Origin of the sequence: uncultured Subdoligranulum sp., from assembly GCF_963931595.1 — a bacterium.
Taxonomy (GTDB): domain Bacteria; phylum Bacillota; class Clostridia; order Oscillospirales; family Ruminococcaceae; genus Gemmiger.
This window is the reverse complement of record NZ_OZ007030.1, coordinates 2,558,135-2,570,065: the sequence shown is the minus strand read 5'-3', so window position 1 is coordinate 2,570,065 and position 11,931 is coordinate 2,558,135. Positions and strand designations below refer to the sequence as shown.

The 11,931-nt window shown below is 64.7% G+C and carries 13 protein-coding genes and 1 pseudogene; 13 read left to right on the top strand and 1 reads right to left on the bottom strand.

The window, feature by feature from the left end:
• Positions 1-44 precede the first annotated feature (44 nt).
• Positions 45-617 carry a flavin reductase family protein gene (locus tag ABGT73_RS12365; protein WP_346669968.1) on the bottom strand — a complete coding sequence of 191 codons (573 nt, stop codon included), beginning with the start codon at positions 615-617 and terminating at the stop codon, positions 45-47.
• Between ABGT73_RS12365 and ABGT73_RS12360 the strand changes: the two are divergent.
• The 13 genes and pseudogenes from ABGT73_RS12360 to ABGT73_RS12300 all read left to right on the top strand — a co-directional run.
• A pseudogene (locus ABGT73_RS12360) lies at positions 616-1,032 on the top strand (AbgT family transporter); the annotation flags it as partial. The gene ABGT73_RS12365 and the pseudogene ABGT73_RS12360 overlap by 2 nt on opposite strands.
• A 64-nt stretch (positions 1,033-1,096) precedes the next feature.
• On the top strand, positions 1,097-1,537 hold the full coding sequence (locus ABGT73_RS12355; protein WP_346669967.1) for a hypothetical protein: 441 nt from the start codon (positions 1,097-1,099) through the stop codon (positions 1,535-1,537).
• A 411-nt stretch (positions 1,538-1,948) separates the two neighbouring features.
• Complete coding sequence (locus tag ABGT73_RS12350; protein WP_346669966.1) at positions 1,949-3,205, top strand: ABC transporter substrate-binding protein; 1,257 nt, start codon at positions 1,949-1,951, stop codon at positions 3,203-3,205.
• A gap of 99 nt (positions 3,206-3,304) precedes the next feature.
• Complete coding sequence (locus tag ABGT73_RS12345) at positions 3,305-4,195, top strand: branched-chain amino acid ABC transporter permease (RefSeq protein WP_346669965.1); 891 nt, start codon at positions 3,305-3,307, stop codon at positions 4,193-4,195.
• Positions 4,196-4,208: 13 nt separating this feature from the next.
• Complete coding sequence (locus ABGT73_RS12340) at positions 4,209-5,204, top strand: branched-chain amino acid ABC transporter permease (protein WP_346669964.1); 996 nt, start codon at positions 4,209-4,211, stop codon at positions 5,202-5,204.
• Between the two features lie 4 nt (positions 5,205-5,208).
• On the top strand, positions 5,209-6,006 hold the full coding sequence (locus ABGT73_RS12335; RefSeq protein ID WP_346669963.1) for an ABC transporter ATP-binding protein: 798 nt from the start codon (positions 5,209-5,211) through the stop codon (positions 6,004-6,006).
• The gene (locus tag ABGT73_RS12330) at positions 6,006-6,704 is read left to right on the top strand and encodes an ABC transporter ATP-binding protein (RefSeq protein WP_346669962.1); all 699 of its coding nucleotides are present in this window, start codon (positions 6,006-6,008) and stop codon (positions 6,702-6,704) included. The genes ABGT73_RS12335 and ABGT73_RS12330 overlap by 1 nt, the downstream gene beginning before the upstream one ends.
• Positions 6,705-6,722: 18 nt before the next feature.
• Positions 6,723-7,361, top strand: a complete 639-nt coding sequence (locus ABGT73_RS12325; RefSeq protein WP_346669961.1) for a cytidylate kinase-like family protein — start codon at positions 6,723-6,725, stop codon at positions 7,359-7,361.
• A 123-nt stretch (positions 7,362-7,484) separates the two neighbouring features.
• Positions 7,485-8,342: an aminotransferase class IV gene (locus tag ABGT73_RS12320; RefSeq protein WP_346669960.1), complete on the top strand. Its 858-nt coding sequence runs from the start codon at positions 7,485-7,487 to the stop codon at positions 8,340-8,342.
• Positions 8,343-8,359: 17 nt separating this feature from the next.
• The gene (locus ABGT73_RS12315) at positions 8,360-9,430 is read left to right on the top strand and encodes a DUF4392 domain-containing protein (protein WP_346669959.1); all 1,071 of its coding nucleotides are present in this window, start codon (positions 8,360-8,362) and stop codon (positions 9,428-9,430) included.
• An 18-nt stretch (positions 9,431-9,448) separates the two neighbouring features.
• Entirely contained in the window at positions 9,449-10,135 is a 687-nt protein-coding gene (gene pxpB / locus ABGT73_RS12310) for a 5-oxoprolinase subunit PxpB (protein WP_346669958.1), read from the top strand.
• Positions 10,132-11,130, top strand: coding sequence for a biotin-dependent carboxyltransferase family protein (locus ABGT73_RS12305; protein WP_346669957.1), 999 nt, complete (start codon positions 10,132-10,134; stop codon positions 11,128-11,130). The genes pxpB and ABGT73_RS12305 overlap by 4 nt, the downstream gene beginning before the upstream one ends.
• A complete protein-coding gene (locus ABGT73_RS12300; RefSeq protein ID WP_346669956.1) occupies positions 11,127-11,930 on the top strand; it encodes a putative hydro-lyase in 804 nt (267 codons plus the stop codon). The genes ABGT73_RS12305 and ABGT73_RS12300 overlap by 4 nt, the downstream gene beginning before the upstream one ends.
• Position 11,931: the final 1 nt, after the last annotated feature.

Sequence of the window (11,931 nt, the reverse complement as noted above, 5' to 3'; positions counted from 1 at the left end):
AACCCCAAAGGGTTCCGCGCTCTTTCTGCGCTTTCCGGGAACATTCACGGCTTCAGCAGGCCGGCGCCGCTGTGCCAGGCCTGGCCGATGCGCTCGCCCACGGCGTAGTAGCCGTTGCCCATCTGGTCAAAGGCGAAGGCCTGCAGCTTGCCCGCGTCGATCTTGCCGGCGTCGTCCAGCACCTTCTCGTCGGCCAGCACGTTGACGATCCTGCCCAGCACCCGCAGGCCGTAGGGCTGGTTCTGCATCTCCACCACTTCGCATTCCAGCGTCAGGGGATATTCGGTGATGACGGGGGCGTCCACCCGGCTGCTCTTGACGGCGTGCAGGCCGGTGCGGGCGAACTTGTCGGCCACCTTGTTGGCGCTGGCAATGCCCAGATAGTCCGACGCCGCCAGGGTATCCGCCCCGGGCACCGCCAGCGTGAAGGCGTTGCGGGCTTTCAGGTTGGCCACCGTTTTGTGGTCGGCCTCCAGGTTGAGGGCCACCATGTCCTCGGCGCAGATGCCGCCCCAGGCCATCATCATCACGTCCACCGTGTCGTCCTCGTTGTAGGTGCCGATCATGTAGGTGGGCATGGGGAAGAGATAGGGTTTTACGCCAAAATCTTTTGTCATGGAAAACAGGCTCCTTTCTGTATGCTGCTTTGTATCTGTCTTCATCATAGCGCAGCCACCGCCTCAAAAGCAAGTACGCACATTCCGGTGCGGTACTTACCCGGAGGAAAGTGCCCCTGCCGTGCGGCGGCGCAAAAGAAAGGATTTGCTACATTTGGCAAACAAGGGTCCCCTGGAGAAAAAGTCGGGCGGCGTGCTGGGCGCCATCGAGCGCATCGGCAACGCGCTGCCCTCTCCCTTCATCCTGTTTCTGTGGCTGGTGGTCATTCTGGTGGCCCTCACCACGGTGCTGGCGGCGCTGGGCGTGTCGGCGGTGAACCCCACCACCCAGGAGGTGGTCACCGTCCAGAGCCTGCTCACCCGGGATGGTCTTGTCTGGATTCTCGGCTCGCTGGTCAGTAACTTCTCGGGCTTCGCGGCGCTGGGCATCGTGCTGGTCATGCAGATGGCCATCGGCGTCACCGAGGCCAGCGGCCCAGATGATCGATCCCTCCTACACCACCACCCCGGCCAACAACTGGTACTTCATGATCGCCTCCTGCTTCGTGCTGACCAAGGAATATCTCGGCGTCTGCCCGCCGGACGACACCCAGGGGGTGCTCCAGGATATGCACTGGGCGGGGGACTACATCGGCTACTTCCAGAGCTACGCCCTCGGCAACATCTACGACGGCCAGATCCTGGCAGCCCTCGAACGGGACCTGCCCGCCTGGCAGGAGGAGATCCGCCAGGGCAACTTTGCCCCCCTCAACGGCTGGATGGGCGAACACATCTGGCAGTGGGGCTGCTGCTTCACGGCGGGGGAGCTGGTGCAGCGGGTCACCGGCAGCGCCCTGGACGCAAAACCTTTCCTGCGGTATCTTGACCGCAAATACTCCGCCCTCTACGGCCTTGCGCCCGAACCGGAAAACGCCCGGTAAAAACGATGCGTCCTCCATACAAGGACGGCTGTCTGCCGCAAAACCGGGAAAATTAAGAATCTTAAGCGGAAAACCGAAAAACCGGGTTTATTTCAGCAGGCTTGTTTAATTTTCGTAATCTTGCACAAAGATGGCCTGTCCCGGCCGGGGGAAACCTTCCAGGATGAACGAATTTAGAAATTTTTGAGAAATTCCCCTTGCGCAGGCCATCCGACCCTGCTATAATAGCCACAACACCAGACCCAACCAAAACGTAACAACGGAGTTGCGCAGCCCACCCGGGCACGCAGCTCCGTTTTGCATTTGGCCCATGGTGCAAGCAACCACAAAGGCGTGCAGTTCGCAAGAACTGTGCGCCTTTTCCCTTTTCGGAGGGAAAAACAAGAAACATGGAGAAAAGAGGGAACCACATTGAGAAAGCACAAACGAGTTCTAGCCCTGACGATGGCCGCGGCCATGAGCATCAGCCTGCTGGCAGGCTGCGGGTCCAGCGCCCAGCAGCAGGCGGGCGCGGGATCGGAGACCGCGTCCTCCGCCTCCGCCGCCGATGCCTCCAGCACGGCGGCGGACAGCACCGCCGCCGAGGATAACATCATCAAGGTGGGCGTTGTATGCAGCATGACGGGCGGTTCCGCCATCTACGGCGAGGGCGCCCAGAACGCCGTGGATATGGCCGTGGAGGAGATCAACGCCGGCGACAGCGGCTACAAGATCGAGATCGTCAACAACGGCCAGGTGGCCGACGACGCCAAGGACGCCAAGCAGGCCATGAACGCCTACAACCTGCTGATGGCCGAGAAACCCGAGGCCATCGTGGGCAGCTTCTTCTCCTCGGTGACGCTGCCCATGGCCACCCAGGCGGCCAGCGACGGCATGCTGCTGCTGGCCACCGGCGCCACCAACGTGGATGTCACCCTCAAGGGCGATACGATCTTCCGCAACTGCTTCATCGACCCCTACCAGGGCAAGATGGCAGCCCTCTTCGTCAAGGACAAGGGCATCAGCAAGGTGGCGGTCATCTACGCCAAGGACGATGACTACTCCAACGGCCTGAAGGACGCCTTCGTGGAGAACTGCGAGGCCAACGGTATCGAGGTCACCTACACCGGCGAGTGCATGACCACCGACACCGACTACTCCTCCCAGGCAGCCCAGGCGGTTGCCTCGGGGGCCGAGTTCCTCTACTATCCCTGCTTCCTGGATACCGTGCCCCTGCTGGTGGGTGCAGCCCGCAACGCAGGCTTCACCGGCATCATCACGGGCGGTGACGGCTGGGACGGCGCCGACACCACCGGTCTCGAGGACAAATTCGACAACTGCTACTTCACCAACCACTACTCCAGCGAGGATACCTCCCCGGCCGTTGTGAACTTCGTGCAGAAGTTCACCGAGAAGTACGGCACCGAGAGCCTGAACGCCTGCGCGGCGCTCTACTACGACGCCATGTACATGCTGGTCCAGGCGGCCGAGAACGGCGGCGGCACCGATACCGCGAGCCTGGTCAAGGGCATGAAGGGCTTGAGCTTCTCCGGCGTGGGCGGCGACATCACGCTGGATGAGAACGGCGACGCCATCAAGTCCATCGTCTTCAACACCTACGTGGACGGCAAGGTCAAGTGGGCCGAGACGCTGGACGCCGAGGGCAAGGTCGTAGCTTCGGCTGAATAAACTCTACAACGGCAACCCCGTATCCTGCGCAGCGGCCCTCCCCGGCCGCCGCGCTTTATTCTAGGGCAGGGCCTCCCTGCCGGGAAAGGTGAAGGTAGTATGACACTCTCGCTGTTTATCCAAAGCCTCATCAACGGGCTGAACCAGGGCGCCATCTATGCGCTGATCGCCCTGGGCTACACCATGGTGTACGGCATCATCCGGATGATCAACTTCGCCCACGGCGATTTCATCATGATCGGTTCCTATACCCTGTTTTATACCATTCCCCTCATGGTCAACGCCGGCATGCCGGCCTGGCTGGCCGTCATCGCGGCGATTGCGGTCTGCGCCGTGCTGGGCATCCTGGTGGAAACCTTCGCCTACCGGCCGGTGCGCAAGGCGGGCTCCATGTCCGCCCTCATCACCGCCCTGGCCATGAGCATCTTTTTGCAGAACCTGGCCATGGTGCTCTTCGGCGCCAAGCCCCACAACGTGGAGGCCATCTTCAGCCTGCCCACCATCATGGTGGGTGGGGTATCCCTGCCGCTGAACGTGCTGCTCACCATCGCCATCGGTGTTGTCATCATGCTGGGCATGCAGCTCTTCGTCAAGGGTACGAAGCTGGGCAAGGCCATGCGGGCCGTGCCCCAGGATAAGGACGCCTCCACCCTCATGGGCATCAACGTCAACCGCATCATTACATTGACCTTCTGCATCGGTTCCTCCCTGGCGGCGGTGGCGGCGCTGATGTACTGCGCCACCTACCCCCGCGTCACCACCGACATGGGTTCCATGATGGGCATGAAAGCCTTCATCGCCGCCGTGCTGGGCGGCATCGGCATCATCCCCGGCGCCATGCTGGGCGGCATCCTGGTGGGCCTTATCGAGATCTTCGTCAAGCTCTTCGCCCCCGGCTGGTATGAGGCCGTCACCTACGGCACCCTCATCGTCATCCTGCTGGTGAAACCCTCGGGCATCCTGGGCAAGAACACCGGCGAAAAAGTGTAAGGAGGAAACCGCGATGACAAAACAACGCAAGATCGCCTATCTCCTCAACGCCGTGGGCGTGGCGGTCGTCTTCGCCCTGCTCATGGCCCTCTTCACGGCGGGGGTCTTCGGCACCTCCACCACCTACATCCAGGGCATCTGCACCACCGCCTGCTACACCGTCATCATGGTGGCCTCCCTCAACCTGGTGGTGGGCTTCATGGGTGAGTTCTCCCTGGGCCATGCGGGCTTCGTCTCGGTGGGCGCCTATGTGTCGGCCATCGTCTCGGGAGCCCTGGCCGGCAAGGGCCTGTCCGATCTGGGGCTCTTCCTGGTCGCCATCCTCATGGGCGGCCTCGCCGCCGGCATCATGGGTGTGCTGGTGGGCATTCCCGCCCTGCGGCTGCGGGGGGATTATCTCGCCATCGTCACCATGGCTTTTGCCGAGATCATCCGCGTCTGCTTCTGCAACTTCTCCATCACGGGCGGCGGCAAGACGTTGAGCGGCATCCTCAAGCTCTCCACCTTCCCCCGGGCCTTCTGGGTCATGGTGGTCTGCGTCACCTTCATGTACATGTTCGTGCGCAGCAAGTTCGGCCGCACGGTCCAGGCCATCCGCGAGGACTACATCGCGGCTTCCGCCTCCGGCATCAACGTCACCTTCTACAAGGTCATGACCTTCGCGGTATCCAGCTTCTTCGCGGGCATCGGCGGCGCCATCTACGCCCACTACATGACCGCCATGATCCCCACCAACTTCAACTTCAACTACTCGGCGGAACTCCTCAGCGAGGTCATCATCGGCGGCACCGGCTCCCTCACCGGCTCCATCATCGGCGCGGTGTTCCTGTCGGCCCTGCCCGAGGCCATGCGCCAGTTCGCCACCTACCGCATGCTCTGCTACTCGGTGGTGCTGGTGCTGGTCATGCTCTTCCGTCCGGGCGGCATCTTCGGCCGCTGGGAGTTCAGCCTGACCCGGGCGCTGGGCCGTCTGACCCATCGCCGGGAAACTGCCAAGAAAGGGGCGTGACGGTATGGCGGCAACCAAAACACCGGTGCTGCGCTGCCAGCACCTGGGCATCCAGTTCGGCGGCCTGAAGGCCGTGGATGACTTCAACCTGGAGATCGGCGAATCCGAGCTGGTGGGCCTCATCGGTCCCAACGGCGCCGGCAAGACCACGGTGTTCAACCTGATCACCGGCGTCTACAAGCCCACCGAGGGTTCCTTCTACCTCAACGGCGTCCAGATGAACGGCAAAAAGACCCATCAGATCGTTCACGCGGGCATCGCCCGCACCTTCCAGAACATCCGGCTGTTCAAGAAGATGACCGTCATCGACAACGTCAAGGCGGCCATGCTGCGGGAGCTGCACTACGGCATGCCCCAGGCCATCCTGCGCACGCCGAAGTTCTGGCGGGAGGAGCAGGCCATCACCGAGAAGGCGAAAAAACTGCTGGAGGTGGTCCACCTCCAGGGCAAGGAAAATCTCGAAGCCGACAACCTGCCCTACGGCGAGCAGCGCCGGCTGGAGATCGCCCGGGCGCTGGCCACCGACATGAAACTGCTGCTGCTGGACGAACCGGCGGCCGGCATGAACCCCACCGAGACGGAGGAGCTGCTCCAGATCATCGACTACATCCGGGATGAATTCAAGATTTCGGTCCTGCTCATCGAGCACGACATGAGCCTTGTGATGAAGATCTGCGAGCGCATCCAGGTGCTGGACTTCGGCACCACCATTGCGGCCGGCACCCCCGAAGAGGTGGCCAACTCGCCCAAGGTCATCGAGGCCTATCTGGGCAAAGACAACGAGGTTGTGGAGGGGATCTGATGCTTACCGTACAAGACCTGCATGTGAATTACGGCGCGGTGCACGCCCTGAACGGGGTGTCGCTCACCGTAAACAACGGGGAGATCGTCTCCCTCATCGGCGCCAACGGCGCGGGCAAGACCACCACGCTGCGCACCATCACGGGGCTGGAGAAGGCGGCGTCGGGCTCCATCACCTTTGACGGGGTGGACCTGCGCAAGACCGAGCCCAGCAAGATCATCACCCACAAGCTGGCCCACGTGCCGGAAGGGCGGCACATCTTCCCCGCCATGACGGTGGAGGAAAACCTGGAAATGGGCGCTTACACCGACCCCACCGACCTGGAAAAGACGAGGGAGGAAGTCTACCAGCGGTTCCCCCGCCTGCGGGAGCGGCGCCGCCAGCTGGCGGGCACCTTATCGGGCGGCGAGCAGCAGATGCTGGCCGTGGGCCGCGCCCTCATGAGCAAGCCCAAGATGATTTTGATGGATGAACCCTCCATGGGCCTTTCGCCGCTGCTTGTCAAGGAGATCTTCGACATCATCCGGGAGGTCAACGCCCAGGGCATCACCATTTTGCTGGTGGAACAGAACGCCCGGATGGCGCTGTCCATCTCCCACCGGGCCTACGTGCTGGAGACCGGCACCATCACCATCCAGGGGGATGCCAAGGACCTGCTCAACGATCCCCGGGTCAAAAAGGCCTATCTGGGCCAGTGAGAAAGGAGGAAGTCATCCATGGTCAAACTGCATTTTGCCATTGCCATCACCCGCACCTGCGGGTCGGGCGGCGGCAGCTACATCGGCAAGAAGCTGGCGGAGCTCTACGGCATCGACCTGTATGACCGCAAACTGCTGCGGCTGGCCTCGGAGGACAGCGGCATCAACGAGGAGATCTTTGCCAAAGCCGACGAGAACACCCGCAAGACGCTGCTCTACCAGGTGAGCCGCCGGGTCTACGACGGCAGCATCATCCCGCCGGAGAGCGGCAACTTCATCAGCGACGAGAACCTCTTCAACTACCAGGCCAAGGTGCTGCGGGAGCTGCTCAACGACGAGGACTACGTCTGCGTGGGCCGTGCCGCCGACTTCGTGCTGCGGGACAAACCCAACGTGCTCAAAGTGTATGTGGATGCCCCCTACGAAGCCCGGGTGGAACGGGAGATGAAACGGCAGGGCATCAACCGCAGCCGCGCCATGCACTACATCGACCGGCTGGACCGCTACCGGGAACGGTACTACAACTACCACACCGGCAAGAAGTGGAAGCGGCCGGAAAACTACGATCTCTGCCTGGACAGCGCCGCTCTGGGGCTGGACACCTGCGTGGAGGTCATCCGCACCATCATCGCAAAGAAATACGGGGTCACCGTGTAAGGGACCCCGGGGCCCGGCGGCATCCCCCAGGGGGGATGTGACGGGCCGTTGTCATTTGGGTAAAAAGCCCCCGCGGGGGCAGGGAAAGTATAGAAGCAAACAGAGAAAAAGGGAGTGTTTGGTATGCAGGCCATCGCGTATTATGACGGAAAAATCGGCGCACCGGAGGAACTGATGGTGCCCTTCAACGACCGGGTCCACTTCTTCGGGGACGGCGTCTACGATGCCACCGTGGGGGCCAACGGCAAGGTGTATCTGCTCCGGGACCACCTGGACCGGTTCTACACCAGCGCCAAAGCCCTGGATATCCATATCCCCATGGAAAAAGCCGCTCTGGGCGAACTGCTCACCGACCTGCTGGGCAAAGTGGATGGCACCACCCACTTTGTCTACTGGCAGGTCACCCGGGGCATCAACGACCGCAACCACGTCTACCCCGAGGGGATGCCCGGCAAACTGTGGGTGATGATCCGCCCCAACCACCTCAACGACCCCGACGTGCCCATCAGGCTGGTCACCGCGCCGGACACCCGGTTCTATCACTGCAACATCAAGACGCTGAACCTGATCCCCAGCGTCATGGCCGCCCAGGACGCCGCCCGCCGCGGCGTGCAGGAGACGGTCTTCCACCGGGACGGCATCGTCACCGAGTGCGCCCACTCCAACGTGTCGATCCTGAAGGACGGCGTCTTCTACTCCCACCCCAACGACGAGCTGATTTTGCGGGGCATTGCCAAGACCCACATGATCCAGGCCTGCTACCGGCTGGGCATCACGGTGATGGAGAAGCCCTATACCCTGGACGACCTGCGCGCCGCCGACGAGATCATCGTCACCTCCTCCTCCAACTTCTGCCTCCATGCCTGCGAGCTGGACGGCGCCCCGGCGGGCGGCAAGGACCCCGGGACGCTCAAGGCCATCCAGGACGCCGTGCTGCAGGAATACTACGACTACACCGGCAAAACGTCGGTGCTGGACTGAAAGGGGCGTGACGGGCTATGACGCGGGATGAACTGGAAAAGCGCAACGTGGGGGAAAACCTGGACGCCCTGATGAACCTGGACCCCCGGGGATACGGTGTCTGCCGCATCCTCTATGCGGGCAGCCGGGCCTACACCGGGGAGCCGGTGACGATGCACGCCGCGGAGGTGCTCTGCGCCGCCGTCCACCCCGGGGACACGGTGGTCATCATGACAGGCTTCGTGCTGCTGCCCCACAAGGTGCCGGAAATGGACGGCACCGTCAGTTCCATGCTGCTGGCCCGGGCGCTGGTGCTGGCCTTCGGGGCCAAGCCGGTCATCGTCTGGCCGGCGGACAGCGTGGAGGCCATCCGCCGCTGCGCCGCCGTGGTGGGGCTGCACTGCTATGAGGACCTGGCCACCGTCAAAGCCCTGCCGTTGAGCATGGGGGTGGTGGCCTTTACCAAGGACAAAGCCGCGGCCCCCGCCCAGGCCCAGCAGCTGGCCGACGCCATCGACCCGGCGGCCGTCATCGCCATCGAGGCGGCGGGCGCCAACGCCAAGGGGGTCTACCACAACGCCGGCGGGCTGGATGTGACCGAACTGCAGGCCAAGAGCGAAGCGCTGTGGAACCTTCTGCGCAGCCGGGGCGTGGCCAATATCGCCATCGGGGACCTGGGCAACGAGATCGGCATGGCCTCCATCGCCGACCATATCCGCAAGTATGTGCCCTTCACCGGCCCCGGCGAGTGCGCCTGCGGCTGCGGCGGCGGGGTGCTCAGCGCCACCCGGGCGGACAGCATCATCACGGCCACCTGCTCCGACTGGGGCTGCTACGGCATGATGGCGGCGCTGGCCTACCTCAAGCGGGACATGGAGATCCTCCACCGGGAGGAGATGGAGTCGGAGGTCATGCGGGTGGCCGCCCGCAACGGCTTCATCGACATGACAGGCTCGCTGCTGCCCGGCATCGACGGCTTCAGCACCCGGCTCAACGTGGGGGTCGTCAGCCTCATGCGGCAGTGCACGGCCTACGCGGTGCGCCACTCCCACGAATCGGACCGCTGGTTCCAGCCGGTGCTGGAGAAGGGCTTTTTCAGCGCGTGCTGACCGGGAAAGGAGGAACCCATGCAGGCTGAACTCTTTCCCGTGGGGGACTGCGCCCTGCTGGCCGTCTGCGGCAGCAAGATCGACGAGGGGGTGGGGGACAAGGTCTCCGCCCTGGACGGGGCGGTGCACGCCGCCAACCTGCCCGGCGTGGTGGAGACCGTCCCGGCCTTCGCCTCGCTGCTGGTGCGGTACGACCCGCTGCGCACCGATTACGATACCCTGGCCGCCGCCCTGGGACCCCTGGTTCAAAAGACCCGCCCCCGCCGCCACCACGGCGGCCGGGTGGTGACGATCCCCGTCTGCTACGGCGGGGACTACGGACCCGACCTTGCCTTTGTGGCACAGCACGCGGGACTTTCCGAGCGGGAGGTCATCCGCCGCCACACCGCCCCCAAATACCGTATCTATATGCTGGGCTTTCTGCCCGGTTTTCCCTATCTGGGCGGGCTGGACCCCGCCCTTTTCACACCCCGTCTGCAGAATCCCCGCACCGCCATCCCGGCGGGGTCGGTGGGCATCGGCGGCCAGCAGACCGGCATCTACCCGGTGGCCTCGCCGGGGGGCTGGCAGCTCATCGGCCGCACGCCGCTGAAACTCTTTGACCCCGACCGCCCGCTGCTCTACGCCGCGGGGGACCGCATCCGCTTTGCGGCCATCACCCCCCAGCAGTTCGAGACGCTGGCCCAAAAGGAGGGAACGGTATGAGCCTTTGTGTGCTGAATCCCGGCCCGCTGACCACCGTCCAGGACCTGGGCCGGGTGGGCTGCGCCGCCGAAGGCTACCGCCGCTGCGGGGCCGCCGACGGCTACGCCGCCCGCCTTGCCAACCTGCTGCTGGGCAACGAACCCGGCGAGGCCGTGCTGGAAACCACCCTGCGCGGGCCTGAGGTGCAGTTTGTCACGGCGGCGGTTTTCGCCCTGGCAGGAGCCCAGGCGCCCGCCACGCTGGACGGTAAGCCGGTGCCCTGGTTCGCCCCGGTCTTTGCCCCGGCGGGCAGCCGCCTGACGGTGGGCGCCGCCCCGGCCGGGCTGCGCAGCTATCTGGCGGTGTGGGGCGGCATCGCCACCCCGCCGGTGCGGGGCAGCCGCTCCACCGATCTGGCCTGCCACCTGGGGGGCTTCCAGGGCCGGGCGCTCCATCCCGGCGACGTGCTGCCCCTGGCCCGCACCGGCCAGGAGGCCGCCGCCCGGTGGCAGGAACTCTGCCGCCGCCATCTCGACCGCCCCCTGGGGGACGAGACCGCCCGCCACGGCGGCGCCCTCTGGCGCCAGCTGGGGGCGGAACGCCTGCCCCTGCTGCGGGCAGTGCCGGGCCCCCAGACCGACGCTTTCACCTCGGCGGCCCGGCAGGTCTTCACCCACGGGGTCTACCGGCTGACGGCCGACTGCAACCGGATGGCCTGCAAGCTGCAGGGCCCGGTATTGGAGACGGTGGCCGGGTCGGATATTCTCTCGGACGGCATCGTGGAAGGCTCGGTGCAGGTATCGGGCAACGGCCAGCCCATCGTCATGCTGGCCGACCACCAGACCACCGGCGGCTACGCCAAGATCGCCACCGTCATCGGGGCGGACCTGCCGGTGCTGGCCCAGCTGCGGCCGGGGCAGGCGGTGGCCTTTGACTGGACCGACCCCGCCGGCGCCGTGGCGGCCGCCCGCCGCCAGGCCGCCTGGCTGCAACAGGTAAAGGAGCGTTTTGCATGAATGCTGCCTTTGATCCCGCGGGGCTCACCCCCGCAGCCGCCCGGGCGGCCATCCGCCGGGGCGAAATCACCGGCCCCACCACCGGCTTCTGCGCGGGGTACGCCCAGGGCAACCTGGTGGTGCTGCCCAAGGCGCTGGCCTGGGACTTTCTGCTCTTCTGCCAGCGCAACCCCAAGGCCTGCCCGCTCTTGGAAGTGGCCGACGCGGGGCAGCGCAGTTTTGCCCGCTTCGCCCCGGGCAGCGATATTGCCACCGACATCCCCCGCTACCGGGTCTACCGGGACGGCGTGCTCGCCGAGGAACCCACCGACGTGGCCCGCTATTTTGAGGAGCGGGAGGATCTTGTCAGCTTCCTCATCGGGTGCAGCTTTTCTTTTGAGAGCGCCCTGCTGGAGGCGGACATCCCGGTGCGCCAGATCGAGGAGGGGGTCAACGTCCCCATGTACAATACGAACATTCCCTGTGAATCGGCGGGGGTGTTCCACGGCAACATGGTGGTGAGTATGCGGCCCATTCCCCACAAGCTGGTGCCGGCGGCGGTGGCCATCACGGCGGGCATGCCCCGGGTGCACGGCGCGCCGGTGCAGATCGGCTTCCCCGAAGCCATCGGCATCACCGACCTTGCCCACCCCGATTTCGGCGACCCTGTCACGATACGTCCCGGGGAGGTGCCGGTCTTCTGGCCCTGCGGGGTCACCCCCCAGGCGGCGGTCATGGCGTCCAAACCCACATTCTGCATCACCCACGCCCCGGGGCACATGTTTTTGACCGACGTGAAGAACACCGCCCTGCGGTTCTGAC

Excerpts from the sequence above, each read along its gene's own strand:
- ABGT73_RS12315 (WP_346669959.1), top strand. The coding sequence starts at position 8,360 with ATGACGCGGGATGAACTGGAAAAGCGCAACGTGGGGGAAAACCTGGAC.
- ABGT73_RS12335 (WP_346669963.1), top strand. The coding sequence starts at position 5,209 with ATGGCGGCAACCAAAACACCGGTGCTGCGCTGCCAGCACCTGGGCATC.
- ABGT73_RS12365 (WP_346669968.1), bottom strand. The coding sequence starts at position 617 with ATGACAAAAGATTTTGGCGTAAAACCCTATCTCTTCCCCATGCCCACC.
- ABGT73_RS12300 (WP_346669956.1), top strand. The coding sequence starts at position 11,127 with ATGAATGCTGCCTTTGATCCCGCGGGGCTCACCCCCGCAGCCGCCCGG.
- ABGT73_RS12355 (WP_346669967.1), top strand. The coding sequence starts at position 1,097 with ATGATCGATCCCTCCTACACCACCACCCCGGCCAACAACTGGTACTTC.
- ABGT73_RS12305 (WP_346669957.1), top strand. The coding sequence starts at position 10,132 with ATGAGCCTTTGTGTGCTGAATCCCGGCCCGCTGACCACCGTCCAGGAC.
- ABGT73_RS12320 (WP_346669960.1), top strand. The coding sequence starts at position 7,485 with ATGCAGGCCATCGCGTATTATGACGGAAAAATCGGCGCACCGGAGGAA.
- pxpB (WP_346669958.1), top strand. The coding sequence starts at position 9,449 with ATGCAGGCTGAACTCTTTCCCGTGGGGGACTGCGCCCTGCTGGCCGTC.
- ABGT73_RS12340 (WP_346669964.1), top strand. The coding sequence starts at position 4,209 with ATGACAAAACAACGCAAGATCGCCTATCTCCTCAACGCCGTGGGCGTG.
- ABGT73_RS12345 (WP_346669965.1), top strand. The coding sequence starts at position 3,305 with ATGACACTCTCGCTGTTTATCCAAAGCCTCATCAACGGGCTGAACCAG.
- ABGT73_RS12325 (WP_346669961.1), top strand. The coding sequence starts at position 6,723 with ATGGTCAAACTGCATTTTGCCATTGCCATCACCCGCACCTGCGGGTCG.
- ABGT73_RS12330 (WP_346669962.1), top strand. The coding sequence starts at position 6,006 with ATGCTTACCGTACAAGACCTGCATGTGAATTACGGCGCGGTGCACGCC.